Source organism: Flavobacterium panici (assembly GCF_903819335.1).
GTDB lineage: Bacteria > Bacteroidota > Bacteroidia > Flavobacteriales > Flavobacteriaceae > Flavobacterium > Flavobacterium panici.
Genome location: NZ_CAIJDE010000038.1, coordinates 121,160 through 145,589 on the forward strand (window position 1 = coordinate 121,160; position 24,430 = coordinate 145,589).

Sequence of the window (24,430 nt, forward strand, 5' to 3'; positions counted from 1 at the left end):
ATTTTAAACACTATGAATAATCTAAAAAAAGGAATATTATTCGCAACCCTGCTTTCGAGCCTCTTTTTTATAAGCTGCAGCAATGATGACGATGACGATGATTTAGTAGGTAACTGGATTAAAAAATCTGCGTTTGACGGTCCTGCAAGATCTAGTGCAACAAGTTTTGTAATTGGAGATTTTGCTTATATAGCAACGGGTTATACCGGAGATGAATACTTAAAAGATTTATGGGCTTATAACTCAACTGGAGATTACTGGGAACAAAAAGCTAATTTCGGAGGTGTTGCCAGAAGTTCGGCATCAAGTTTTACGCTAAATAATAAAGGTTATGTGGGACTTGGTTATGATGGAACTAATAAATTAAAGGATTTCTATCAATATGATCCATCAAGCAACAGCTGGACTCAAAAAGCTGATTTTGCAGGAACAGGTCGTTATGCTGCCGTTGGTTTCCAGGCTGGCGGAAAAGCTTATTTTGGAACTGGTTATGATGGAAATTATTTAAAAGATTTTTACCAGTATGACGACCAGGTAAATACATGGACGCTTGTAAATGGATTTAGCGGTAATAAAAGACGTAATGCTACTGTATTTGTAATTTCAGATAAAGCTTATCTGGTTACCGGAGTTAACAATGGCGTGTATCAGGAAGATTTTTGGGAATTTGATCCTGCAACTGATGTCTGGACAAGAAAAAGAGATATCGATAAAGATACAGATGATGATTACACCTGGAATGATGAATATGCCATTACAAGATCTAATGCTTCTAGCTTTTCAATGAACGGATTAGGATATGTCGTGGGTGGTGAAAATATCAAAACGGTTTGGGAATACAATCCTTCAACAGATCTTTGGGAAGAAAGAACAGCTATGGAAGGTGCAACAAGAACTGATGCTGTTGGCTTTACAATTAACAATCGCGGTTTTTACATGTTAGGAAGAGTGGGTTCTACTTACTTTGACGATGCATGGGAATTTAGACCGCAAGATGAACAAAGCGACGATGACAATTAATACTAAACAATTCTTCTGGAGTAAAATCCAGAAGAATTTATTGCTTTTCATTCTGGTTTTACAAATTGTTTCCTGTACAAAAAAGGAGGTTTTCAAAACCGAATCATTTAAAACAAATTCAGGCTGGGGATATTCGATTTCTTATAAAGATAAAATCATAATCAAACAATCGATTATTCCTGTTATAAATGATAACAAAAGTTTTTCGACAGAAGAAGATGCTTTAAAAACAGCCCATTTTGTGGTTGAAAAACTCAAACAAAACTTATCTCCAACGGTAACCAAAAATGAATTAATTTTATTAAAAATAAAATTATAAATGACACTAGATACCATTAAAAATACAAATTCAAATAAAATACTATTCCATTTTATGATTTGGATTTTCTTTATTCTAACATCGCTGATTCAATTTTATGAAAGTCCATTTAGAATCAATAATGATTTCTATGTACAATGGGCAACGGGAATTCTGTTATTTTATCTGAATTATTTTTACTTGGTACCTGCTCTTCTTTTACAAAAAAAGTATTGGAAATATTTTCTGTTCATTTTTATTCTTATTGCTGTCTTCATGATTATCAGGATTCATTATTTTATTCCTGAGTTTAGACATATGAGAACAAGAATGATTCCGCCTGAAGCAATTAACCTGTATAAGCAAAGAGGCAGAGTAATGATGGCGCCGGCGAGACAGCCGTTGTTTTTTAAAATTGGCCCGTCTTTTTTTTATATTTTAATTATTACCATAAGCGCCGTTATTAGAACACTGACAGAGTTTTATAATAATCAGCAAAACAAACTAATCGCCGAAACACACAGAACGAATACCGAATTGATTTATCTGCGCAAGCAAACCAATCCGCATTTTTTATTCAATTCGTTAAACAGTATTTATTCTCTGGCACATAAGAAATCTGATTTGGTCCCTGATGCCATCGTGACCTTATCTGAATTAATGCGCTATATGCTCTACGAAACAGATAACAAAACGGTGGCTTTAGAAAAAGAAATCAATTACATCCAGAATTATATTGAGCTGCAAAAACTGAGGCTGAATAATATTGAAGACATTGTTATAAATGTTCACGGCAATACCAAAAACAAGTTTATTGAACCTTTGCTTTTAATTTCTTTTGTAGAAAATGCTTTTAAGTACGGAACCGATTATAAAGGTGCTACGCATGTAAAGATTAAGATATTCATTTCTGAAAATGATCTGGATTTTTGGATCGAAAATACTATCGAAAATTATGAAAAAGATCCTGACAATTCTGGTATCGGACTTGTAAATATTCAAAGCCGACTGGATTTACTTTATCCAAATGCACACGAACTGACTATTAATCAGGATAATCATTTTTATCGCGTTCATTTAAGTTTAAAATTAGATGAAATAAAAACCACATAAACGTTAAAATGATACTTGGATTAATTGCGTACTTTTATGATAATTTTAAAACTTAATTCATTGGTTTAAAACTACTTTTGACTGCCAAAACAAATTTAAAAACTTAATTTTCAACAGATGAAATGTGTAATTATAGATGATGAACCTTTAGCAGTTGAACTATTAGAAGATTTTGTCAAGAAGGTAGATTCGCTTGAACTGGTCAGCACTTTTAATAATGCGATCGATGCTGTTTCATTTATCAATCAAAATAATATTGATTTGATTTTTCTTGATATTCAAATGCCGCATTTCTCCGGAATTGACTTTTTAAATACAATCGAAAAAAAACCTTTGGTAATTTTTACAACCGCTTATTCTGATTATGCCGTTGAAGGTTTTAATCTTGGTGCGGTTGATTACTTAGTAAAACCAATTCCGTTTCATCGTTTTTTAAAATCTGTGGTTCGGGCGCAGCAAATCAGTAATCCTGCAGCGGCTGTTCACCCAATTTCTGAAAGTATTCCCACTCCGGAAGTTGAACAGGATTTTATGTTTGTGAGAGCTGAGTATGAAAATGTAAAAATGAATTTTTCGGATATTCTTTTTATCGAAGGCTTGAAAGATTATGTAAAAATTTACACGACAGACAATAAATTCACGCTGACTTTAATCAGTTTAATAAAATTAGAAAACCTGCTTTCAAACAAAGGATTTTCGCGAATCCACAGATCTTATATTATCAATATCAAACATGTAAAATCAATACAAAAAAATAAAGTTTTGATTAGCGACAAACGAATTCCAATAAGTGAAAGTTATCAAAATGCTTTCTTTGAAAAAATCAATTTATAGGTTATTAAATTCCAAAAATGAAAATTCCAAATCCCAATAGTTATTGACACTTCATTGGGATTTGGAATTTTCATTTTTGGAATTTATAATTTTATTTTTCGTTTTTAAACCAGCCAGAATACATTACGTAGTTGTTTGATATACGTTCAATTTCTCCGCCAAAGTCAGATTGATCTATATCTTTTACTTTTTTAGCAGGAACGCCCGCAAAAATAGTTCCCGAAGGAACAACTGTATTTTGGGTCAAAACTGCTCCGGCCGCTACGATCGAATTACTTTCGACAACGCAGTTATCCATTACAATAGCTCCCATTCCTATTAAAACATTGTCGTGAATTGTACAACCGTGAACGATCGCATTATGTCCTATAGAAACATTATTTCCTATAATTGTTGGGTGTTTTTGATACGTACAGTGAATTATTGCGCCATCCTGAATATTTACTTTATTTCCTATTTTAATAAAGTGAACATCACCGCGAACAACTGCATTAAACCAAACGCTGCAAGATTCACCAAAAGAAACATCGCCAACTATAGTTGCATTTTCGGCAACGTAACAATCTTCTGGAATTGCAGGTGATTTTCCGTTTACAGATTTAATAAGCATAATAAAATTTTAATTAATTGCCGGACAGTTACAATCGTAACGTTCCTTTCTACAAAATATATTAACTCCTAAAGTAATCTGGTGGTATCCGCCAGTATCAAATTTTACATCGCCTGTAACCTGAGAATAGGTGTAAGCAAACATAAAGTTTTTAAAATTCACGCCCACAATTGGTGTAAAATATTGCAGTTTTTGATTTGAAACTCCGCTTCCAGAGCTAAACTGAGCTCCGTCAAAACTTCTTCTATAAGATAAAGCAGCCCATAAACTTCCAAAATCTAAATTCTTATAAGCTTTTAAGTTCAGGTCAATAGATTTTTCTTTTGTCTGATCAAACAGTTGAAATAAAATAGACGGTTCCCAGGTAATTTTATCTCTTTTCCCAAATACATAACCTGCACTAAAAAGAAACTTTCTTAAATTATCACTTTCGTAATCTGTATACAATTCTCTTCTGGTTTCAAGAACGCCCTGAACCGTTGCATGCGCATAAAGATCTAAATAGTTATAAGAAGCTCCAAAATCTACATTAAAATAAGAGTCTTTTTGAATAGAACCAAAAACAATTGGATCAAAAGTACCGCCAAATTTTGTTTCATCTAACTGATTCTGAATCAATCCTCCGCTAATACCAAAAGAAAGCTGATTTAAATCGACTTCATCTCTTGAAAACATAATATGATGCGCATAGGTAAGCTTTACTCCTTTTTCAGAATGATATCCGTTTTTATCATTAAAAACAATAATCCCGGCACCGGAACGCTCTCCTAATCTTCCGTTAACACTTAAAGTTTGAAGTGTTGGCGCATCTTCCTGACCAAACCATTGCTTTCTGGCTGTTAATCTAACTTTTGCACAATTTGCTGCTCCAGCCATCGAAGGATGAATCAAGTAGTAATTATCTGATAAATAATCAGAGTAAACAGGAATTCCTTCTTGAGAATAAGTATAAAAAGTCGTTATTAAAAAAACAATTAATAACTTGATTTTTAATTTCATAATGGCGGGCTAGTTAGTCTAATTTTTACACTCTTGATAATTTCGTACGAATTATTTGAATAGAGTCTTAATTATTTTATTAAAAAATCAAATATAGGTAATAGTAGAAAATAACTTTAGTAAATTTGCAAAAAATTACTACCATGACAAAAATCACTATAAAAGAGACTCAAAATCCTACTATCCTAAAATTCGAATTTGAAGATTTCATTACTCAAAATCAAAACTTTGAATTCAAAAACATAGATGAAGCCCAAGCTTCGCCTTTAGCACAGCAATTGTTCTATCTGCCGTTTGTAAAAACCGTTTATATTTCAGGAAATTTTATTGCAATCGAAAGATACAGCATTGTAGAATGGAGTGACGTACAAGATGATGTTGCAGAGCAAATTGCAGCATTTGTAGACAAAGGCGGTGTTATCATTAAAGTTGACGAAAACAAAGCAAAAAAACAGCCTATTACGGTTTATGGAGAAACAACTCCAAATCCTTCTGCACTTAAATTTGTGGTAAGCAGAATGTTGACTAGAAACGCGGTTGAATACAAAAATATTGACCAGACTGTTTCTTCTCCGCTTGCACAGGAATTATTCAAATTTCCTTATGTTAAAGAGGTTTTTATTGATGAGAACTATATTTCTGTTACTAAATACGAAATCAACGACTGGTCTGAAATCACTTTGGAGTTAAGAACATTTATTAAGCAATTTATTGAAAACGGAGGAACTGTTTTAGATGAAAATCTAATTCAGACTACTACTAAAAATGATGTTACAAAAGATGAAGCATTTGACAAATTAGATGTTACATCTCAGCAAATTATCAATATTTTAGAAGAATACGTAAAACCAGCAGTTGCGGCTGATGGTGGAAATATTGCTTTTGATTCTTATAATGAAGAAGACAAAACTGTAAAAGTGATATTGCAAGGTGCGTGCAGCGGTTGTCCATCGTCTACTTTTACTTTAAAAAGCGGTATCGAAAATATGCTGAAAAGTATGTTGAATGATGAAGCTATTAAAGTTGAAGCTTTAAATGCATAAAAAATTTCAATTATCTATAATTGTAAGCGTCTCATTTGAGGCGCTTTTTTTATTTCATAATTAATTAAACGAAAATTAAATTGTTTTTCTCCAAAAATAATTAATATTGTAACCTTAACTAATCATTTTAAAACCATGGGATTATCATCATTTTTCAGCAATTTGTTTGGCTCGGCAAAAGAAACAGCAGTAGATTTTGCAGATCAGGCCGAAAATACTTTTGAAGAAGTTAAAGAAGCCTCAGAACCAATAATCGATTCTGCAGCCGAATATCTGGAACATACTAAAGATGCCGTGAGCGAATATGTAGAAAAAGCATCGGATTCTATACATGATGTGATTGATTCTATCAAAGAAGTAATTACTGAAACTGCCAACGAGGATTATAAATTGGTTACAGAAACTGTAGTTGATGTGAGCGAAGACGGAGTAACAGATTCAGACTCTGAAGAAGAGAAGTAATGGAACTATTTTCATATAAAAACAAAATATAGCTATATTTGCAAAATCATTTTACCTTCTCTTTGAGAAGGTTTTTTTATTCAAAATAATATGTACATCAATCCTGAACAGTTTAGCAATTACGCTACAAAATTCATCAATATTTTAATCGATTATTCTCCAAAACTAATCTCAGCATTACTGATTTTATTTGTTGGTCTATATGCTATTCGATTAATCAACAGAGTAATTAGAAAAGTAATGGTGAAGAGAAATCTTGACCCAACATTGACCAAATTCCTTGCTGACATTTTATTGTGGGCACTTCGAGTTTTATTGTTTGTTACTTTTATTTCAAAACTGGGAATAGAGACTTCTTCGTTTGTAGCTATTCTGGGTGCAATGGGTCTTGCAATTGGTTTATCACTTCAGGGTTCGCTTTCGAATTTTGCGGGCGGAATGCTGATTATCGTTTTCAAGCCTTTTAAGGTTGGAGATACAATCGAGGCTCAGGGAGTTATTGCAACGGTTTTAGAGATTCAGATTTTTGTTACCAAAATGCTTACCGGAAATAATCAAACGGTTTTTGTTCCAAATGGCGCATTGTCAAACGGAACTATTATTAATTATTCGATGCAGGGAGAAAGAAGAGCCGATTTGACTTTTTCTGTTTCTTATGATTCTGATATTAAAAAGGCGAAAGAAGTTTTATTGGATGTTTTAAATAAAAATCCAAAGGTTCTTAAAAAGCCCGCACCAGAAGTTTTTGTGAAAAATTTATCAGCAAGTTCTGTGGATTTTGCAGTTCGTCCGTGGGCAAAAAATATTAATTACGGATCTGTTTTTTCTGATACTTTAGAAAATTGCAAAGCAGCTTTAGACGAAGCAGGAATTTCTGTCCAGCCGTTTACCGTTCAAAAATAAAAATTAGATTATTGTTTTTTTGATGGCAGTGTCATCATAAAATCTTTTAAATAATAAGGTTCAAAATAAGCGACATCAACAGTGTCGCTTTTTTGATATTTATCAAAACTGATTTTACTCATTTCTCTTGCCGAAGGGTATTTGATTTCTTCTAAAAATACAAAATTTTCTTTATTTAAAACTGATTTGCATTTCTCTGCACAATCTCCAACGAAATAAAGTTTTTCTGTATAGGCTGCAAAAGATTCTTCTGTAATAATCTCAGCCTGAATCCCTCTTTCAACTTCTAAATCAGCAGTAAAAATTTCGCTGTATACTTCCATTCTTCTGGCGTCCAGCATCGGAATAATTTTTCCGTCAGAAACATTTGCTTTTGACGCTAAAGTCTGCAAAGTATCTACAGCAATTAACGGAATATTTAATGCAAAACACAATCCTTTTGCCGCCGAAACCCCAATTCGTAAACCTGTATAAGAACCTGGTCCCTGACTTACTGCAATGGCTTTTAAATCCTGAACTGAAATGCCTGATTCTGCAATAACTTCTTCAATAAAAACATGAAGTTTTTCAGCATGCGAATATCCTTCTTCAGCAATTTCTTTACAGAGAATGGTTTCTCCATTTTTTGCAATTGAGACTGAACAGTTTTTGGTAGCGGTTTCGATATTGAGAATGAAAGACAATGTATTTAATTTTAAGTATTTATATTTAATTAGAAATTCTAGTATACACATAAAGCGACACTATAATTAGTACAGGAACAGCACATATACTTATTGCCAAGAAAAGTAAATAAAGTAAAACCTTCTTTCCGCTAGAAAAATAAACATATTCTTCGGTATAATATTTACTTGTATACGCCTTATAATGCGTGTAAAAAAGAACTCCTAAAATAACAATAAATCCAATACCAATTGCTTCAAAAAAACCGTTTGGTACGCTTCCACATAATGAAATCATACTACAAATTTATTTTTTTGGAGCATCCGCTTTTTTAAGCTTTACTTTATCTCCTGAATTTAATTCCTTAGAAACTGTTGTGTAAGGCCCTGTAATTATCACATCACCCGGTTTCAAACCAGACATTACTTCGATATTTGTATCGTCCTGAATTCCTGTTTTAATAATTCTGATTTTAGCTTTGTCCCCTACTTTAACAAAAACACATTCGAATTTTTTATCGCTTTTTGGAGCAGCTTTTTTCTCGTTTGGATCTTCTACTTTAAAGTCAGTAACGGCTGTTGTATCTGACTTTACTACAACAGAACTAATTGGCACGGCTAAAACATTGTTTTTAGTCGTTGTAATAATATCAACAGTAGCTGTCATTCCTGGTCTAAAAGGCGAATACGCTGCTGGTTTCCCTTCTAATAAATCCTGATAGGATTCTTTTAAAATACGAACTTTAACTTTGAAATTGGTAACCTGATCTGAAGTTAATGTTGTACTTGCAGAATTTGAAATACTAGTTACAACACCTCTAAATTTCTTTTTTAGATAGGCATCAACTTCAACATTTGCTTCGTCCCCTATTTTAATTTTTACAATGTCATTTTCGTTTACATCAACTTCAACTTCCATGTTATTAAGATTCGCAACTCTTAAAAGCTCTGTTCCAGCCATTTGCTGCGTTCCTAAAACACGTTCTCCCAATTCAACATTTAGTACCGAAATTGTACCATCTGCAGGAGCATAAATTGTTGTACGTCCTAAGTTGTCTCTGGCTTCTGTTACAGAAGCCGAAGCACTTTGAACATTATAGTAAGAAGATTGTTTTGTTGCCTTTGCGACTTCATAAGTTGATATGGCTTTATCCCAATCTGATTTTGAAATTACACCTTTATCATAAAGCGTTTTATTACGCTCATAATTTGCTTTTGCCTCCTTAAAACTGGCTTCAGACTGCACTAAACCGGCTTTAGTTCCAGATAAATTTGCTACTGATCTTTCTAAACCTGAAGTATACAAATCAGGGTTTATTTTTACCAGTAAATCGCCTTTTTTTACAACCTGGCCTTCTTTTACATTTAATGCAATAATTTCACCGGAAACCATTGATGAAAGTTTTACTTCAATTTCCGGCTGGATTTTTCCTGTTGCCGAAACTGTTTCTACAATTGTTGAAGCAGCTACTTTTGATGTTTCAACTTCTTTTCCTTCATCTTTGTTTCCTATTACTCCTGCTTTGGAAAGCCCTATTAATGCTATGATAATAATTACAGCTCCGCCAACTAAGAAGTAAATTGTTTTTTTTGACATAATAAATTATTTTGTAATAATTGGAACAATTGGAATTCCGAAATAGAACTCAAGTATTTTTATTTTGAACATGTAATCGTATTTCGTTCTGATAACATCAGATTGTGCATTTGTCAGCAAAGTTTGTGCTTGTGTAAAATCAAATGAATTCATTAAACCAACATCGTACTTTTCTTTAGCATAATTATATGCCTGCTGTCTTGCTTCTAAAGTAATCGTTGAAGATTCATAAGTATTTAAAGCGCCTTTTGCATCTGTAAATGCTGTATAAACGTTACGTTGCAAATCTAAACTTTTTTGCTCTAAATCTATTTTAGATTTCTCTAAACTTACTTTGTTTCTTTCAACATTGTTTTTTACAGAGAAGCCATTAAATATTGGAACACTTAACTGAAAACCAAAATTATGCCCTTTGTTATCACTAAACTGTTGAAAAACAGGATCCGGACCTGCGTAAAGTGGATTTCCAGCACCATCAGTTCCAATTAATCGATCACTGTAACTTGCGCTGGTACTGAATTGGTAAAAACCTCTCAAAGTTGGCTGATAAGCTCCTTTTGCAATAGCCACATTTTTTTCGGCAATTTCCAGATTCGTCTGAGCTAATTTTAATTCTGTTCTTGTTTCTTTTGCTTTATTGTAAATATCGATTGGGCTTTGCGCCATGATATTATTTTCATCTTTAGCATTTGTATCATCGATTACATCAAAATCTGCAAATTCTTTTAATTGTAAAAGCTGAGCCAAACTTAATTTCGAAATCAATAAATTATTTTCAGAAACGGTAATATTTTGTTTATCTGTTGCTACAGTCGCTTTTAAATCAAACAAATCACCACGCGGAATCGTTCCGGCATTTACCATTTCTTCAGAACGCGAATAACGTTTTTCGTCGATCGCTAATTGTTCTTTCTTTATTTTTAAATCTTCTTTGTTCGATAAAATCTGAAGAAAAGCATTGGCAACATTCAACGAAATATCTTCCTGCATTTTCAGCAGTTGATATTTTGATGCTATAATAGAAAGACTAGCTCTTCTATATGCATTTTGATTTTGCAGACCTTTGTAAATATCAACATTTGCGTTTACCCCTAATGAAGAATATTGTGTTGTTTGTGTAGTCGCAATATTCGTAACAGGGTTAACGTTCAAACCGATATTCCATGAATGTGAAGCATTTCCATTTACTGTTGGAAGATAACTTCCTAATGCTCCTCTTTTGTCAATCGTTGCAGTTTTGACATCCAGTTCAGATAATTTAATTGTAATGTTATTATCTAATGCGTATCTCACACATTCTTCCAATGTCCATTGTTTTGATTGTGCGTGTCCGGCTAATCCAAACCCGAACAACATAGCAAAAACAAGACTATTATATTTATTTATTTTCATATATTTTGAATGAAAGCGCAGTCAACCAAACTACGCAAATTTAACATTTTTTAAAACCAAAAAACTCTTTACAGCTTCAAATTATTTTTTCTCTTCTTTTTCGTCAATTAAACCCTGATTCCAGATTTTAATTTTATCTGTGTTTTTGATTCCGCTTTTAACCTGAACGTAAATTCCGTCGCTTACACCCAAAACTAAATCTCTTCTTTCAAATTTTTGAGGTGCTGTTTCAACTTCTACATATGGTTTTTGAGTTTTTTTGTCAAATTGAACTAATGATTCTTTTATAGCCAGAACTTTATCTGCTTTTTCAAGAATAATAGATGCATTTGCGCTTAAACCGGCTCTAATAAATGTATCATCTCTATTTTCTAATCTTGCTTTTATTTCAAACTGAATTGCTCCGTTTTCTACAACTCCTTTTGGTGCAATATCAGTTAAAACTGCTTCGAATTTTTTATTTTCAATTGCTCCAACAGTTATTTCAATTGCCATTTTTTCTTTGATTTTTCCAACCTCAGATTCGTCAATTTTTCCAATAAAAATCATTCTTCCAACATCGGCAACACTTGCAATTGTAGTTCCTTCGTTGAAATTATTACTTTCAATAACCTGGTTACCCACTTTTACAGGAACTTGTAAAACCATTCCGTTTACTGTTGAACGAATTAAGGTATTAGCATAACTTCCTAATGAAGTCGTTGTACCTGTTTTAACGATATCTAAGTTTTGTCTTGCAGCCAGATACGTTTGTTTTGCTTGTTTGTAAGCTACTTGTGCCGCATCAAAATCATTGGCAGAAATTACATCTTTATCAAAAAGTGTTTTTTGTCTCTGAAAGATTTTCTCCTGATTGTCTAAAGCAATTTTGGCAGTCTGAACCTGATTTTGAGTACTGCTTACATTAGATACGTTGGCTACAACTCTAATTTTAGCGATCATATCTCCTGCTTTTATTTTTTCTCCCGCTTTGATATAAACCTGCTCAATAATACCTGAAATATTTGGTTTGATTAATACCTCTTCATCAGGCTGAATATTACCAGTCGCAATTGTATTTTTTACGATTGTTTTAATCTCTGCTTTTTCCGTTTTAAAAACAATTGGCGATTCTTGATTCTTTGCGTATAAATAGTAAAGTGCGCCAAAAAAGACTATAGCAATTAAAATTAAAATGGTTACGGTTACTCCTTTTTTCATTTTGTTTTTTAGTTTAATCGATTATTTTTTTGATTGATAATTTTATTCTGTTCGTAAAGCATCTACGGGCTTTACATTAATTGCGATCTGTGCCGGAATAAATCCTGCCAGTAAACCAGATCCTACTAATATAATTAAAGCAACAAATACAACTCCTAAGTCGACACTTGGATTAGCAAACATGGTATCGTTTCCGGGCGGCATCGAATCCAGCGCCATGTTTAAGAGGGCTATAATTCCTGTTGCTACGGCAATACCAAACATTCCAGAAATGATTGTTAAAAATATAGACTCAGATAAAATCTGACTGCGAATTGCTCCCGGAGTTGCCCCTAAAGCTCTTCTAATTCCTATTTCTTTTGTACGTTCCTTAACTACGATCAGCATAATGTTTGAGATTCCAATAACACCCGAAATCAAAACTAATGTCCCCACAAAATAGGCAATGATTTTCAAGATATTAAATAAACTCTGCACTTTATTGAATTGCTCGTACAAATCAAAATTCCCTACTGCCCTATCATCTGCAGGATTTATGGAATGAAGTCCTTTTATTATTTCTAAAATTTTAGGTTTCAAGTCGGTAATCGATGTTTCATCTTTTGCCGTAAGTGCCATCCATCCTACTTTGTCTCCATAATTAAAAGCCTGTTGAAAAGTCGTGAACGGAATAAAAATATTTTTTTGTTCCTGTTCTGCATTTCCACCTTGCTGTTTAGATTTGTAAACACCTACAACCATAAAGTTGACACCATTAATTTTGATATAAGTCCCAACAGGTTCTTCTTCTTTTCCGTAAAGTTCACTAATAACACCTTTACCAATTATAGCTATTTTTCTTTTATCCAGAATATCCTGCTGGTTTATAAATCTTCCGTTTATAATATCCATTGGCTGCTGTTTGATCAACTCGGGATAATCTCCATAAATGGTAAAAGCAGACGTTTTTGTACCTCGAACCACATTATTTGTTCCGTTAAAATCTCCTAACTGATTTCTTGGCGAAACATATAATAAATCCGGCAGCGCTGCTTTTAAAGCTGCAACATCACTATTTCTAAAATCATAACGACGTGTTTTTGGCAGGCCTTTATACGCTTTAGAGGTTGTCTGGCTCCACATAAACATTGTATTTGTGGCAATTCCGTCAAATCCTTTTTTAATACCGTTTTCTAAACCTTGTCCTGCTGCAAGTAATATCACTAATATGAATATACCCCAAAACACTCCAAATGCAGTTAAGATTGTTCTAAAAACATTTGCTGTCAGAGCCTGTAAAATCTCATCCCAATTATCTTTCTTAAACATAATTTATTCTTCTCTAAGTGCTACAATAGGTCTAATTTTGGCGGCTCTGTATGCAGGAAAAAAACCTGCCATCGCACCTGCAAATACAAGTAAAATAAGCGTCGTGAATGCTACGCTAAAATCAACCTGCGGATTCACAAAATATTCGCTTTGTACTTGCGGACCAACAAATTCAAGCAATAACAAACTTGCCAGCAAACCAATAAAACCAGCAACAGTGGTAATAAAAATAGATTCATGAAGGATCATAGAAATAATAGAAAATGGTGACGCTCCAAGCGCCTTTCTAATTCCAATTTCTTTGGTTCTTTCTTTCACAATAATAAGCATAATATTACTTACCCCTACAACTCCGGCTATAATCGTACAAATTCCAACCCACCAAAAGAATAGCCTGATATAAAGATTCAAATCATAAAATTGCTTAACATCTTTAACTGAGTTGTAGGCATTTACCCCTCCATCATCATCAGGGGCTACCATATTTTTACTTCTAAGTAAAGCCTTTAAATCTTGAGTAAATTTCTCAGATTGAGCCAAAGCTTCATCATAATCTTTTGTCTTTTTTAAAGTAAAGAAAATGTTACTTATTTTATCTCCTCCTCCATAAGCTCTCTGAACAGTTGTTTTAGGTAAATACGCCCTCGCTTCCTCTCTCTCCCCACCAGGATCTGTAAAAACTCCTACTACTTTAAAATTGACATTATTGATTGCAATTTCTTTTCCTAAAGGATCTTTGTCTTTAAACAAATCTGTTTTTATTTTCATCCCAATAGCAACAATTTTTTCATTATTTGTCAAATCATTGCTATTAACAAATCTACCTTGAACAATAGTAAGATTTTCAACTCCGGCATAATCAGGATCTACTCCTTTATATTGATAAGTACCCGATTCTTTCCCATATGTAAATGAAGCTCCCCAAAAATTATATGATGCAGACCTTAATTCTAATTTATCACCAAATTTTTGAACCGATTGATTATAATCGCTATTTCTAAATTGAATTTGTCTGCCAGGATTTAATCCTTTATATTCTTTAGTTGTAGTTCCTGACCAAACTTCAATAAGACCAGTAGCATCACGCTCAAAACTTTTTTCAATACCGTTTTGAAGCCCTTTTCCCGCTCCAAGCAAAATCACCAAAATAAAAATCCCCGAGGCCACCGATACTCCTGTCAAAAAAGTTCGGAGTCGGTTTTTGGAAATTGCATCAAATATTTCCTGCCAACGCTCAATATTAAACATAAGATGAAGCTCTAACTTGTTCTACTAATTTATCGTCGATAATTAATCCATCTTTCAGGACTACATTCCTTTTGCACATTGCGGCAATATCAGGTTCGTGTGTAACGATCAAAATTGTTTTTCCTTCATCGTTAATTCCTTGAATAAGTTCCATAACTTCATAAGAAGTTTTGGTATCTAAAGCTCCTGTTGGCTCATCGGCAAGTAAAACTTTTGGGTTCGAGGCCAATGCTCTTGCAATTGCAACACGTTGTTTTTGTCCTCCAGAAAGTTCGTTTGGTAAGTGATGAGAATGTGAACCCAAACCTACTTTTTCAAGATATTTCATTGCAATATCGTAACGCTCTTTTCTTTTTACACCCTGATAATACAAGGGCATAGCAACGTTATCTAATGCTGATTTATAATTGATCAAATTAAAAGACTGAAAAACAAAACCTAAAAACTTGTTTCGGTATCTTGAAGCCAGAGTTTCGTTTAATTTTTTAATTGGCGTATTGTCTAAAATATAACTACCAGAATCGGCTTCATCCAGAATTCCTAAAATATTAAGAAGCGTCGATTTTCCAGATCCAGATGATCCCATAATCGCTACTAATTCTCCTTCGGCAATATTAAAATTTATTCCTTTCAACACATGCAGTTCCGAACTTCCCATTTTATAGGATTTATGCAAATCTTTAATTTCGATCATGGTATTGTTAAATTTTTAAAACAATAATAATATATTTTATAAGTAAATTATGATAATAAAACGTTAATAATTGTGTTTCATTATCTAAATAAGACGGCAGTTGTTATCAAATGTTACACTTTATCAGGATAATTTAATAGTTTTCTTAATTTTGCTTCACTTAAAAAAATCATTAATTATGAAATTTTTTTCCATAATCTCAGTGTTTGCAGTAACTGCCACATTTTTTAGCTGTTCAACTTCTCAAAAATTAGAAACTTTAAAACCAGAACCAGATGATGCAAGTCCGCTAATTTATGATGCCAATCCTTCCTTTATAAATCTGCCTATTACGGTTAAACTGAATGATATTGAAAATCAAACCAATACACTCTTAAATGGGTTAATTTATGAAGATAACAATATTGAAGATGATGATATTGAAATGAAAATCTGGAAACAGGCTCCTATAAAAATTCAAAACGATCCTGCTAATTCGGATAAAAAAATAAAAACGATTCTTCCGTTAAAAGCGACTATTAAATACCGAATTGGAACAAAAAAAATGGGTATTGAACTTTACGATACGAGAGAATTTAATTTAAATGGTGTTATTACATTATCCAGCGATGTTGCTTTAACGAATTGGAAATTAAACACTAAAACTGAATTCAGATCTTTAGACTGGAACGAAAGTCCAACGATGACGGTTTTTGGAAAAAATATGCCGATTACTTATTTGATTAATCCGGCAATCTCCATTTTTAAATCTAAACTGGAACATAAGATCGATGAGGCAATCGAAAAATCTATGGATTTTAAACCGAATGTTTTATCGGCTTTAGAAAAAATCTGTACACCTTTTCAAATGAGCGATACTTATGAAAGCTGGTTAAGAATTGTTCCTGTTGAAGTTTATTCTACCAATGCAAAACTGAAAAATGATTCTTTTTTACTCGAAATGGGAATGAAATGCAATATGGAAACTATTGTCGGCAAACAGCCTGAATCTAAATTTAATGCGAGTAAAATTGTTTTGAAACCAGTTACTAAAATCCCAAATCAGATATCGGCAAATATTGCAGCGATTTCAAGTTATATGGATGCTTCAAAAATTATGACGAAGAATTTTGCCGGACAGGAATTTGGTTCAGGAAGTAAAAAAGTAACCGTTAAAAATGTTTCGATCTGGCACAAAAACGGAAAAATGATTATTGCGCTTGATGTTCTAGGTTCTATAGACGGAACGCTTTATTTAAACGGAATTCCGCAATATAATGCACAGACAAAGGAAATTTATTTCGACAAACTGGATTATGTTTTAGATACTAAAAGCAAACTAATGCGAACTGCAAACTGGCTTGCGCAAGGTTTTGTATTAAGAAAGATGGAAGAAAGCTGCAGATATTCGATACAGCCTAATTTAGAAGAAGGCAAAAAAAGCATGGCTGCTTATCTTAAAAATTATTCGCCAATGCCGGGCGTTTTTGTAAACGGAAAAATGGAAGATATTCAGTTTGATAAAATTCAACTAACCAATCAGGCAATTATCGCTTTTATCAAAATAAACGGAACTGTGAATGTCTCCATAAACGGATTAAAATAAGCGAATTGAAATAAAAAAATGCAGTATAATTATACTGCATTTTTCTTTTTAGATCGGTACATCTTATAAATAAGAAAACCAATTATGGCTACAAGTAAATACGGGATTATCATCAAAAAAACGATTCCGTCATTTACAGCTTCTGCTTTCTTTATGTTAGAATCTCCTGCAAGTGCGGCACGGCACATAGCACATTGTGCATTCGCCGAAATTCCAATTAGGAAAATACAAATTCCAAGAATAAAGCTTTGGAATTTGGAATTTGAGTTTTGAGTTTTAGTTTGCATAGTAAGGAGAAATCATTAAATAAACTACAACACCTGTTACCGCAACATATAACCAAAGCGGAAATGTTATTTTAGCTATTTTTTTGTGTTTATCAAAACGCTTCGCAAGTGCTCGCACATATGTTACCAATACAAACGGAATGATTATAATGGATAAAAGAATATGTGTGATTAAAATAAATGCATATAAATATCTAACAGCACCAATTTTAGCTTTTTCTACTGCATCTAAAATTCCGTCATGATTTATATCTCCAAATTTAGTGGAATCAGCAGTCATGTGATACGCAACATACATCGCCAAAAAAGCCAATGACAAAGCAATTGCAAAAGTCATTAAACGTTCGTGCAGTTTAAGTTTTCCGTTTTTAACGGCAATTACTGCTGCAACTAAAACAATCGCTGTAAGACCGTTTGTAGAAGCATAAATTGGAGGTAAAAAAGAAAGTGGTTCTACATTGATTCCAAAATCTTTTAATTTGATTGCAAAAAGAATCCCTACAAGTACCGGTATAACAATTGAAACCGCAATAATATATTTATTGTATTTTTTTTCTAATGAATGATCTTCCATTTTTATTCTTCTAATAGTATTTTAATATCTTCCTGAATTTCTCTAACACCTTTTTTATCTAAACCATCGTAATAAATATTTGGGTTTCCAAATTCATCTTTTCGGCAGCGAATGTTTCCGTCCTTATCAATCAAAGCAAACAATCCAGAATGTTCAAAACCTCCGCTTACTTTTGAATTTTCTCCGGCATAAAGATTAAAACCTTTGTTCGACAAATCCATAATTGTGGCTCTGTCTCCAGTTAAAAAATTCCAGTTAGAAGATTTTACACCTAATAATTTTGCGTGATCTTTTAAAACCTGTGGTGTATCATGAGTTGGGTCAATGGTAATAGAAACGATTCCGAAATTAGGATTACCAAAAAATGTTTTTTCGATTTCCAGCATGCTCAAATTCATCTTTGGACATATTGACGGACAAGTTGTGAAGAAAAATTCTAAAACATATACTTTTCCTCTATAGGTTGCATTAGATACTTTAACGTTATCCTGATTGGTCAATTCAAATTTTGGAGCTGCACCAATCGTCAATAATTTTGCATCTTTAGAACTTTTAGAACCAACATTATCTAAACGATTCCCTTTTACAACATCCCCATTTTTAATTCTGTCAACAATTTTTGGCACTGCATAGATTCCGAAAATCAAAATAATAAACGAAATCCCTATGTAAGATTTATTTTTGAACATTATATGTGTATTTTAAAGTTGTTTTGTGGCGTTATGGTTCTTTTTAAGAGCGGCACGATATTCATACAAAATGATTTTAAAATCATCCAGCATTTCATTACTTAGTTCTGATGGATGAAAAGTATCGTATCCTTCTTTGTATTCGTCTTTTTTATCTTTATTTCCGCCTTTGCGGCCTCTTAAGTTTCTTTCTTTATCTACAATGAAAACATTTGATGTACCCAATTTATCATTCAGTTTTCCTTTTAAGTGTAATTGATTATAAAATGCCTGAATATCATCTGGTGCAGCAAAAACAAAATTCCAATTTTTAACATCTGTAAAAGGAGATAAGGCATCAACAATTTTCTGAGCTTCTTTTTCAGTTCCCAGCGGACATAAAACTACAAACTGAAGATCTTCAAAACCGTTATAACGTTTGTAGATTTTTTCATTTAAGTTGAAATAATTTCCTCTGTTTTCAAGAATATCTGAGCCTGAAAAACCTAGTATAGTGATTTTTTTATCTAAAGAAACTTTTTTGCCGTCGAGAGATTTCCAGTTTCCAAAGTCAGCAATTTTTGGGGTAATTATGGGAAGTTTTGTAAAACTATTTACACCTGAAGCAAAAAACAAATAGGCTACAATGGGTAAAACAAAAAGCACAAAAAGAACTATATTTTTTTTCATTGTTTTAACGGAAGTTATTGAGGTACAAAAATAAAAAAAGCTCCGTTAAACGGAGCTTCTTTTCGAATTAATATCATGTTAAAAATTCCATTTAATAGTAGAATCTTTAAAAACCCCATAAATATAGTGTCCTTCTGTCAACAAGATGAACAATAAATATAATACCAGGAAAATAACCGGTGATACAACAGACCATCTAAGGCTGCTTTTTTCACCTTCCATGTGCATGAATGCCCATACAATATAATAAGCTTTGAATATTGTTAAGATATAAAATATCCAGTTTAACAAATTCAAACCAACAAAATGATTAAACTCTAATACTCCCGGTTTGTAAATACCAAGGATAACTTCTACTGTAGTTACTACTGATAGTAATGCAAAAACAAACCAGATTCTTTTTGTATTTGATACGTGCTCGTGTGACATAATAATTAAAATCTAAAATTAAACTAAGTAGAAAACTGTAAATACAAATACCCAAACTAAATCTACAAAGTGCCAGTATAAACCAACTTTCTCTACCATTTCGTAGCTTCTTCTTTTCTCGTAAGTTCCTAATAATACATTAAAGAAAATAATGATATTAATGATAACTCCAGAAAATACGTGGAATCCGTGGAATCCTGTGATGAAGAAGAAGAAATCAGCGAATAGTTTACTACCGTATTCATTTCTTGTTAGGTTTGCTCCTTCTACTACATATTTTGCATCAGCTAAACGAGCTTCTGATTCTGCTCTTGTTAAAACTGTTTTTTTCTTTTCAGCAGTAAGTTTTTCAGTTCTGATTAATACATCAGGGTGTGCTTTAAAACCTGCCTGAATTTCAGCAACTGTATAAGTTGGCTGTGTTTCTGCATCCTGAACGAACCAAGTTGCATGGCTTCTTGTTAATTCTTGTCTTTGTTCTGGCAATTTTACTGCAAAATCTGCAAGAGCAACTCTTGTTCCATCTGCTTTAACAAACTGCAATAAACTTCCACCTTTAGTTTCAACTGCACCGTACTCTCCTTTAATGAAGTTTTTCCACTCCCAAGCTTGAGAACCAACGAAAATTAAACCTCCAATAATAGTTAAGAACATGTACACAGCAACTTTTGTTTTCTTTAATTGGTGACCTGCATCAACAGCTAATACCATTGTTACAGATGAGAAAATCAAGATAAAAGTCATTAAGGCTACATAATACATAGGAGCCGAAACACCATGCATAAAAGGAAAGTGAGTAAACACTTCGTCAGCCAATGGCCATGTTTCAATAAATTTAAATCTAGAAAAACCGTAAGCACCTAAAAATCCAGAGAATGTCAAGGCATCTGATACGATAAAAAACCACATCATCATTTTACCATAACTTGCTCCTAGTGGCTGGATATGCTCACCGCCTCCCCAAGTTTTTTCGTCGTTATTTGCAGTAGTAACTGTCGCTTCCATAAAAGATATTCGTTAAAAAGTTCCCAAATTTACGTTTTTTTCTTATTTAAAGAAATATAAAAATAAAAATAATAATACCCATAATAAATCCAAAAAGTGCCAATACATCGCACCTAGTTCTATACCAAGAGTTTGAGTCGGATTGTATTTTTGTTTAAAATGATTATAAATTATAATTAAAAGCGAAATTAATCCGCCTGCCAAGTGCAATAGGTGCATAAGCGCAATTACATAAAGGAAAGTTGTAGTAATTGAGCTACCTTGTCCTGTCATATAATAACCGCTTTCGATAATTTGCCCGAAACCTCTAAATTGTAAAAATACAAATAGAATTCCTAAACCAAATGTTCCTAAAAGAAATGCAGAAGTTGCGCTTCTGTTTCCTTTTTCGATTGCTTTTTTCGCTAAATAAAAAGTAACACTACAGCCAATAATAACTGCTGTACTAAAATAAAATGCAGTTGGTATTTGAAAATTACTCAACCAGTCTGCTCTTGATTTACTTACCACAAATGCACTTGCAAGTCCTGCAAACATCATGGTCATACTTACCATTGCGAACAGCAAAATCAGTTTTGCCGATTTTGATTTTCTTACCTGCTCTTCACTTATTTGAATTGCCATTTCCATAACTATCTTAAAAATTTATCTACTATAAATACAATTTGAAGCAACGAAATATACGATACGCTTACCAGCATTAATGTTCTTGCTGCTTTTGGTGTTCTTAATTGATACAATCGCACCGCATAAAATAACATCCATAAACCTAATAAAAACACTAAAACTGCTGCGATTGGCGAAATAAACAACTGCCCTGTATATCCTAAAACTGGTAATAAGGAAGCAATAATTAACCAAATCGTATATAAAATAACCTGCAAAGCTGTTTTTCTATCTTTATTTCCCGTTGGAAGCATGAAAATACCTGCCTTTGCATAATCATCATACAAAAACCATCCAATGGCCCAAAAATGAGGAAACTGCCAGAAAAACTGAATTAAAAATAATGTTCCGGCTTCGATACCAAATTCTCCGGTTGCCGCAACCCATCCTAACATAAATGGAATTGCTCCGGGAAACGCACCAACAAAAACTGACAATGAAGTTACGGTTTTTAATGGTGTATATATGCTTGTATATAAAAATATTGATACTGCGGCAAACATTGCCGATTTTGCATTGATAGTGTACAACAATGCAATACCTATTATAGTAAGCAGACTTGCAACAATTAATGCCGTTACAGGAGACATTCTTCCGGAAGGAACCGGACGATTCTTTGTTCGATCCATCAAAGAATCGATATCTTTTTCAATTACCTGATTGAAAGCATTTGAAGCTCCAACCATGCAATAACCGCCAATTGACAAAATAAGCAGAACACTCCACTTAAAAGGGTGTTCGTCATTAACTCCTAATAAATATCCGGCGATTGAAGAAAACAAAACACTAATAGCCAAGCCGGCCTTAGTTATCTCTTTGAAATCCAGAAATATTGATTTGATTGAAATTGTATTTTTAGCAGCGTTCAATACCGTAGTCTTTGTATATTTTTTTTGAGTGGTGCAAATGTACAAATTAGATTATAGAATTTGGAACTTTAAAATTAGATTTTTTCCAATAAAACCTCTACAAAATAAGAACTTTCCAATCTTTAACACTATTATTTCGAAAAATCTTATTAAAAATTCTAGTAATCAAAATACCAGTTAAAGACATCTGAACGTAAACCAATAGTAAACCAGGTCGTACTTTGCTTAAATGTTGTTGCCGTTTCCTGTGTTGGATCAAAATTTCTGTAAATGAAACTTCCGAATAATTTTAAATTTGTGATCGGATTTATTAAATATCCTCCTTGTATATCGGCAATAAAAATACTCGTTTTATTTCCCTGACCCACTTTTACACCTGTATCATAAGGACGGTTTAAATCATAGTCTTTATAGATATTTCCTCCGTAATTATAAGTGTTTTCTGCGGTATCAAAATCCAAACCTCTTTTTCCAACCGTAAATTTAGCATCGGCAAAAAGACGTCCTTTATGGTAACGGCCAATTGCAATAAATTCTTCAAAGTTTCCTCCCCATTGATGCCCAATACTTTGATTATTATGGCCATAATTCGTAATTGGATCACTATGAGAATACACATAAGGACGAACGTGATTGTATTCTAATTGTAAAAGCAAATCTTTTACATGAAAAGCATTGTAATATTTAGCGCCTAACTGGTAACCAAATTTATTTTTCCAGCTTTGATCTCCGGACTTCATATCGCCAATCGAGAATTCATCTAATAAAAACTGAGCGTATAAATTAACATTGTTATTCCATTTGTATTTAGACGTCATTCCTAAAAGCGCATTTCCGCTTCGGGATGATGAAGCAAACTCTACAGAACGGTAAAAAATAATAGGATTTACAAAATTAACATCAAATCCCCTATTGTTGGTATCTGTCCAAACTACCGATTCAAAGAAACCTAAATTCAGTTTATTCGAAACATTCCAGCTCAAATAATGATTCGCCATATATTTGCTTGCATACGTTCTGTCCACCGTTACGTCTGGACGAACATCTTTAAGCCACATATAAGTATTGGTATATTTAATTTTCCAGAAAGTCGTATTGATTTTAAAATAAGGATAAGGGCTTGCACCGTCTGTTTCAAGCAAAGAACGATATCCGTCTCCAATAAAATTTCTTCCGTAACCTAACTGTAAGTCAAATATTTTACTTGGCGCAAAAGTAATATTGGCTTCCGCCAAAGGAAAATCGTAAGCATCTGTTTTAAATCTTTTAGCAATTCCCATTCCCGGAATAATTGCCGGATTTCCACCAGAAGGTTTTAATGTTTCTGCATAATCATTGTAATAACCTGCAAATCTTCCCTGACTTTCAAAAATAGTTGTCGTAAAATTAATCTGTTTTCCTAAACCTCCTCTAAAATTAAGCCCGCGCGTATTTACATACGAATAAGAAGCATCAAGATCTGACGCTTTTCCCATTTGCAAATCAAGAATTGGGTTTAATGCCAGCCAGTAATCTTCACCTTGAATCTGAACAAGGTTTTCGTTCCAAAGTTTTCTTCCCCACCAACCTGAAACTTTTTTCTGAAGCGATTCGTTTACCGCTTTTAAATTATAATATTTTGAAACCTCAGCATAAGTATACGGTTTTGAGGCCGTATGATTATTACTTCCTACTTGGTTCATTGCGCCATCAAACTGTGCGTAATAACTATGCGAAAATGGTATATTTAAATGACTTTCAAATTCAGGCATATTGTATTTTTTGTATACAATACTGTCTAGTTCTGTCATTGGTTTTTCAATTGGCTTTTCAATTTCAGATGCTGCCAAAGCTTCTGCTGCAATCTGATCTGCACTTTTTAAAGGAATATCAATTGAGATAGTGTATTTTGAATAAGTCGGTTTTCCGTTATAAGTCGAAGGTTTTATTTTCGGGAATTTTCCAAAAACACGTTTTGCTTCTTCAACTAGTAAATCATCTGCTGCATTTACGTAAATTACTTTAAATCCTCCGTTTGCATCAACTTCAAAAAGCACTTTTACTTCTCCTTTGTAATTGTTTTGTTTTAAGTTTTCGGGAATTTGAAAATTATCATATACAAAATTCTGCACTTCTCTGTAAAAACAGTTTTCTAAATTTTTAGACTGAAGATTTTCGCAATGTGGAAAAATAGGAAACTGCTCTGAAGTAAAAGCAGGTGTGACATTAGTCTGCTGTGCAAAACCAAGTAAGGTAAACAGGCTGATAAAAAAAGATAAAAAAAACTTATTCACT

General features: G+C 33.0%; 27 protein-coding genes. 8 read left to right on the forward strand and 19 right to left on the reverse strand.

Features of this window, described 5'->3' with window-relative positions:
- Positions 1 to 12 precede the first annotated feature (12 nt).
- The 4 genes from FLAPXU55_RS09840 to FLAPXU55_RS09855 all read left to right on the forward strand — a co-directional run bounded on the left by FLAPXU55_RS09840 (position 13) and on the right by FLAPXU55_RS09855 (position 3,265).
- Positions 13 to 1,020 (forward strand): Kelch repeat-containing protein, encoded by a 1,008-nt coding sequence (locus FLAPXU55_RS09840; protein ID WP_180857511.1) that lies wholly within the window; start codon positions 13 to 15, stop codon positions 1,018 to 1,020.
- Positions 1,010 to 1,339 carry a DUF4907 domain-containing protein gene (locus tag FLAPXU55_RS09845; RefSeq protein ID WP_180857512.1) on the forward strand — a complete coding sequence of 110 codons (330 nt, stop codon included), beginning with the start codon at positions 1,010 to 1,012 and terminating at the stop codon, positions 1,337 to 1,339. The genes FLAPXU55_RS09840 and FLAPXU55_RS09845 overlap by 11 nt, the downstream gene beginning before the upstream one ends.
- Positions 1,340 to 2,431: a sensor histidine kinase gene (locus FLAPXU55_RS09850; protein ID WP_180857513.1), complete on the forward strand. Its 1,092-nt coding sequence runs from the start codon at positions 1,340 to 1,342 to the stop codon at positions 2,429 to 2,431.
- A 117-nt stretch (positions 2,432 to 2,548) separates the two neighbouring features.
- A complete protein-coding gene (locus FLAPXU55_RS09855; RefSeq protein ID WP_180857514.1) occupies positions 2,549 to 3,265 on the forward strand; it encodes a LytR/AlgR family response regulator transcription factor in 717 nt (238 codons plus the stop codon).
- A 91-nt stretch (positions 3,266 to 3,356) separates the two neighbouring features.
- Here FLAPXU55_RS09855 and FLAPXU55_RS09860 read toward each other — a convergent pair whose 3' ends face one another.
- Entirely contained in the window at positions 3,357 to 3,875 is a 519-nt protein-coding gene (locus FLAPXU55_RS09860) for a gamma carbonic anhydrase family protein (RefSeq protein ID WP_180857515.1), read from the reverse strand.
- Positions 3,876 to 3,884: 9 nt separating this feature from the next.
- On the reverse strand, positions 3,885 to 4,874 hold the full coding sequence (locus tag FLAPXU55_RS09865) for a PorP/SprF family type IX secretion system membrane protein (protein ID WP_180857516.1): 990 nt from the start codon (positions 4,872 to 4,874) through the stop codon (positions 3,885 to 3,887).
- A 143-nt stretch (positions 4,875 to 5,017) separates the two neighbouring features.
- Between FLAPXU55_RS09865 and FLAPXU55_RS09870 the strand changes: the two genes are divergently transcribed.
- The 3 genes from FLAPXU55_RS09870 to FLAPXU55_RS09880 all read left to right on the forward strand — a co-directional run bounded on the left by FLAPXU55_RS09870 (position 5,018) and on the right by FLAPXU55_RS09880 (position 7,282).
- Positions 5,018 to 5,917, forward strand: coding sequence for a NifU family protein (locus tag FLAPXU55_RS09870; RefSeq protein ID WP_053471641.1), 900 nt, complete (start codon positions 5,018 to 5,020; stop codon positions 5,915 to 5,917).
- A gap of 135 nt (positions 5,918 to 6,052) precedes the next feature.
- Positions 6,053 to 6,379: a hypothetical protein gene (locus tag FLAPXU55_RS09875; protein WP_073489016.1), complete on the forward strand. Its 327-nt coding sequence runs from the start codon at positions 6,053 to 6,055 to the stop codon at positions 6,377 to 6,379.
- Positions 6,380 to 6,469: 90 nt separating this feature from the next.
- Entirely contained in the window at positions 6,470 to 7,282 is an 813-nt protein-coding gene (locus tag FLAPXU55_RS09880) for a mechanosensitive ion channel family protein (RefSeq protein WP_180857517.1), read from the forward strand.
- Positions 7,283 to 7,290: 8 nt separating this feature from the next.
- On the opposite strand, the gene tsaB is transcribed toward FLAPXU55_RS09880, so the two are convergent.
- The 8 genes from tsaB to FLAPXU55_RS09920 all read right to left on the reverse strand — a co-directional run bounded on the left by tsaB (position 7,291) and on the right by FLAPXU55_RS09920 (position 15,383).
- Positions 7,291 to 7,965, reverse strand: coding sequence for a tRNA (adenosine(37)-N6)-threonylcarbamoyltransferase complex dimerization subunit type 1 TsaB (tsaB, locus tag FLAPXU55_RS09885; protein ID WP_180857518.1), 675 nt, complete (start codon positions 7,963 to 7,965; stop codon positions 7,291 to 7,293).
- A gap of 25 nt (positions 7,966 to 7,990) precedes the next feature.
- Positions 7,991 to 8,242 (reverse strand): hypothetical protein, encoded by a 252-nt coding sequence (locus tag FLAPXU55_RS09890; protein ID WP_180857519.1) that lies wholly within the window; start codon positions 8,240 to 8,242, stop codon positions 7,991 to 7,993.
- 9 nt (positions 8,243 to 8,251) lie between these two features.
- Positions 8,252 to 9,541: an efflux RND transporter periplasmic adaptor subunit gene (locus FLAPXU55_RS09895; protein ID WP_180857520.1), complete on the reverse strand. Its 1,290-nt coding sequence runs from the start codon at positions 9,539 to 9,541 to the stop codon at positions 8,252 to 8,254.
- A gap of 6 nt (positions 9,542 to 9,547) precedes the next feature.
- Entirely contained in the window at positions 9,548 to 10,933 is a 1,386-nt protein-coding gene (locus FLAPXU55_RS09900; RefSeq protein WP_180857521.1) for a TolC family protein, read from the reverse strand.
- 81 nt (positions 10,934 to 11,014) lie between these two features.
- A complete protein-coding gene (locus FLAPXU55_RS09905) occupies positions 11,015 to 12,133 on the reverse strand; it encodes an efflux RND transporter periplasmic adaptor subunit (protein WP_180857522.1) in 1,119 nt (372 codons plus the stop codon).
- Between the two features lie 42 nt (positions 12,134 to 12,175).
- The gene (locus FLAPXU55_RS09910) at positions 12,176 to 13,441 is read right to left on the reverse strand and encodes an ABC transporter permease (protein ID WP_180857523.1); all 1,266 of its coding nucleotides are present in this window, start codon (positions 13,439 to 13,441) and stop codon (positions 12,176 to 12,178) included.
- Between the two features lie 3 nt (positions 13,442 to 13,444).
- Positions 13,445 to 14,689, reverse strand: a complete 1,245-nt coding sequence (locus tag FLAPXU55_RS09915) for an ABC transporter permease (protein WP_180857524.1) — start codon at positions 14,687 to 14,689, stop codon at positions 13,445 to 13,447.
- Positions 14,682 to 15,383 carry an ABC transporter ATP-binding protein gene (locus tag FLAPXU55_RS09920; RefSeq protein WP_180857525.1) on the reverse strand — a complete coding sequence of 234 codons (702 nt, stop codon included), beginning with the start codon at positions 15,381 to 15,383 and terminating at the stop codon, positions 14,682 to 14,684. Before FLAPXU55_RS09920 ends, FLAPXU55_RS09915 begins: the two co-directional genes overlap by 8 nt.
- 178 nt (positions 15,384 to 15,561) lie before the next feature.
- Here FLAPXU55_RS09920 and FLAPXU55_RS09925 point away from each other — a divergent pair, with 178 nt between their 5' ends.
- Positions 15,562 to 16,968, forward strand: coding sequence for a DUF4403 family protein (locus FLAPXU55_RS09925; protein ID WP_180857526.1), 1,407 nt, complete (start codon positions 15,562 to 15,564; stop codon positions 16,966 to 16,968).
- Positions 16,969 to 16,997: 29 nt separating this feature from the next.
- On the opposite strand, the gene FLAPXU55_RS09930 is transcribed toward FLAPXU55_RS09925, so the two are convergent.
- The 9 genes from FLAPXU55_RS09930 to FLAPXU55_RS09970 form a co-directional block, all read right to left on the reverse strand.
- On the reverse strand, positions 16,998 to 17,255 hold the full coding sequence (locus tag FLAPXU55_RS09930) for a hypothetical protein (RefSeq protein WP_180857527.1): 258 nt from the start codon (positions 17,253 to 17,255) through the stop codon (positions 16,998 to 17,000).
- Positions 17,245 to 17,829 carry a DUF420 domain-containing protein gene (locus tag FLAPXU55_RS09935; protein ID WP_180857528.1) on the reverse strand — a complete coding sequence of 195 codons (585 nt, stop codon included), beginning with the start codon at positions 17,827 to 17,829 and terminating at the stop codon, positions 17,245 to 17,247. The genes FLAPXU55_RS09930 and FLAPXU55_RS09935 overlap by 11 nt, the downstream gene beginning before the upstream one ends.
- Before the next feature lie 2 nt (positions 17,830 to 17,831).
- Positions 17,832 to 18,518, reverse strand: a complete 687-nt coding sequence (locus FLAPXU55_RS09940) for an SCO family protein (RefSeq protein ID WP_180857529.1) — start codon at positions 18,516 to 18,518, stop codon at positions 17,832 to 17,834.
- A gap of 12 nt (positions 18,519 to 18,530) precedes the next feature.
- Positions 18,531 to 19,187 (reverse strand): hypothetical protein, encoded by a 657-nt coding sequence (locus tag FLAPXU55_RS09945; RefSeq protein WP_180857530.1) that lies wholly within the window; start codon positions 19,185 to 19,187, stop codon positions 18,531 to 18,533.
- A gap of 78 nt (positions 19,188 to 19,265) precedes the next feature.
- Positions 19,266 to 19,616 (reverse strand): cytochrome C oxidase subunit IV family protein, encoded by a 351-nt coding sequence (locus FLAPXU55_RS09950; protein WP_053471657.1) that lies wholly within the window; start codon positions 19,614 to 19,616, stop codon positions 19,266 to 19,268.
- Positions 19,617 to 19,634: 18 nt separating this feature from the next.
- Entirely contained in the window at positions 19,635 to 20,621 is a 987-nt protein-coding gene (locus FLAPXU55_RS09955; protein WP_053471658.1) for a cytochrome c oxidase subunit 3, read from the reverse strand.
- Between the two features lie 42 nt (positions 20,622 to 20,663).
- The gene (locus tag FLAPXU55_RS09960; RefSeq protein WP_053471659.1) at positions 20,664 to 21,251 is read right to left on the reverse strand and encodes a cytochrome c oxidase subunit 3; all 588 of its coding nucleotides are present in this window, start codon (positions 21,249 to 21,251) and stop codon (positions 20,664 to 20,666) included.
- 2 nt (positions 21,252 to 21,253) lie between these two features.
- A complete protein-coding gene (gene cyoE / locus FLAPXU55_RS09965) occupies positions 21,254 to 22,156 on the reverse strand; it encodes a heme o synthase (RefSeq protein ID WP_053471660.1) in 903 nt (300 codons plus the stop codon).
- Between the two features lie 158 nt (positions 22,157 to 22,314).
- Complete coding sequence (locus FLAPXU55_RS09970; RefSeq protein ID WP_180857531.1) at positions 22,315 to 24,429, reverse strand: energy transducer TonB; 2,115 nt, start codon at positions 24,427 to 24,429, stop codon at positions 22,315 to 22,317.
- Between the last annotated feature and the right edge of the window lies 1 nt (position 24,430).

Bases quoted from the DNA above. Each gene is read 5' to 3' on its own strand.
- FLAPXU55_RS09840 (WP_180857511.1), top strand. From the start codon at position 13: ATGAATAATCTAAAAAAAGGAATATTATTCGCAACCCTGCTTTCGAGC.
- FLAPXU55_RS09845 (WP_180857512.1), top strand. From the start codon at position 1,010: ATGACAATTAATACTAAACAATTCTTCTGGAGTAAAATCCAGAAGAAT.
- FLAPXU55_RS09850 (WP_180857513.1), top strand. From the start codon at position 1,340: ATGACACTAGATACCATTAAAAATACAAATTCAAATAAAATACTATTC.
- FLAPXU55_RS09855 (WP_180857514.1), top strand. From the start codon at position 2,549: ATGAAATGTGTAATTATAGATGATGAACCTTTAGCAGTTGAACTATTA.
- FLAPXU55_RS09860 (WP_180857515.1), bottom strand. From the start codon at position 3,875: ATGCTTATTAAATCTGTAAACGGAAAATCACCTGCAATTCCAGAAGAT.
- FLAPXU55_RS09865 (WP_180857516.1), bottom strand. From the start codon at position 4,874: ATGAAATTAAAAATCAAGTTATTAATTGTTTTTTTAATAACGACTTTT.
- FLAPXU55_RS09870 (WP_053471641.1), top strand. From the start codon at position 5,018: ATGACAAAAATCACTATAAAAGAGACTCAAAATCCTACTATCCTAAAA.
- FLAPXU55_RS09875 (WP_073489016.1), top strand. From the start codon at position 6,053: ATGGGATTATCATCATTTTTCAGCAATTTGTTTGGCTCGGCAAAAGAA.
- FLAPXU55_RS09880 (WP_180857517.1), top strand. From the start codon at position 6,470: ATGTACATCAATCCTGAACAGTTTAGCAATTACGCTACAAAATTCATC.
- FLAPXU55_RS09890 (WP_180857519.1), bottom strand. From the start codon at position 8,242: ATGATTTCATTATGTGGAAGCGTACCAAACGGTTTTTTTGAAGCAATT.
- FLAPXU55_RS09895 (WP_180857520.1), bottom strand. From the start codon at position 9,541: ATGTCAAAAAAAACAATTTACTTCTTAGTTGGCGGAGCTGTAATTATT.
- FLAPXU55_RS09900 (WP_180857521.1), bottom strand. From the start codon at position 10,933: ATGAAAATAAATAAATATAATAGTCTTGTTTTTGCTATGTTGTTCGGG.
- FLAPXU55_RS09905 (WP_180857522.1), bottom strand. From the start codon at position 12,133: ATGAAAAAAGGAGTAACCGTAACCATTTTAATTTTAATTGCTATAGTC.
- FLAPXU55_RS09910 (WP_180857523.1), bottom strand. From the start codon at position 13,441: ATGTTTAAGAAAGATAATTGGGATGAGATTTTACAGGCTCTGACAGCA.
- FLAPXU55_RS09915 (WP_180857524.1), bottom strand. From the start codon at position 14,689: ATGTTTAATATTGAGCGTTGGCAGGAAATATTTGATGCAATTTCCAAA.
- FLAPXU55_RS09920 (WP_180857525.1), bottom strand. From the start codon at position 15,383: ATGATCGAAATTAAAGATTTGCATAAATCCTATAAAATGGGAAGTTCG.
- FLAPXU55_RS09925 (WP_180857526.1), top strand. From the start codon at position 15,562: ATGAAATTTTTTTCCATAATCTCAGTGTTTGCAGTAACTGCCACATTT.
- FLAPXU55_RS09930 (WP_180857527.1), bottom strand. From the start codon at position 17,255: ATGCAAACTAAAACTCAAAACTCAAATTCCAAATTCCAAAGCTTTATT.
- FLAPXU55_RS09935 (WP_180857528.1), bottom strand. From the start codon at position 17,829: ATGGAAGATCATTCATTAGAAAAAAAATACAATAAATATATTATTGCG.
- FLAPXU55_RS09940 (WP_180857529.1), bottom strand. From the start codon at position 18,518: ATGTTCAAAAATAAATCTTACATAGGGATTTCGTTTATTATTTTGATT.
- FLAPXU55_RS09945 (WP_180857530.1), bottom strand. From the start codon at position 19,187: ATGAAAAAAAATATAGTTCTTTTTGTGCTTTTTGTTTTACCCATTGTA.
- FLAPXU55_RS09950 (WP_053471657.1), bottom strand. From the start codon at position 19,616: ATGTCACACGAGCACGTATCAAATACAAAAAGAATCTGGTTTGTTTTT.
- FLAPXU55_RS09955 (WP_053471658.1), bottom strand. From the start codon at position 20,621: ATGGAAGCGACAGTTACTACTGCAAATAACGACGAAAAAACTTGGGGA.
- FLAPXU55_RS09960 (WP_053471659.1), bottom strand. From the start codon at position 21,251: ATGGAAATGGCAATTCAAATAAGTGAAGAGCAGGTAAGAAAATCAAAA.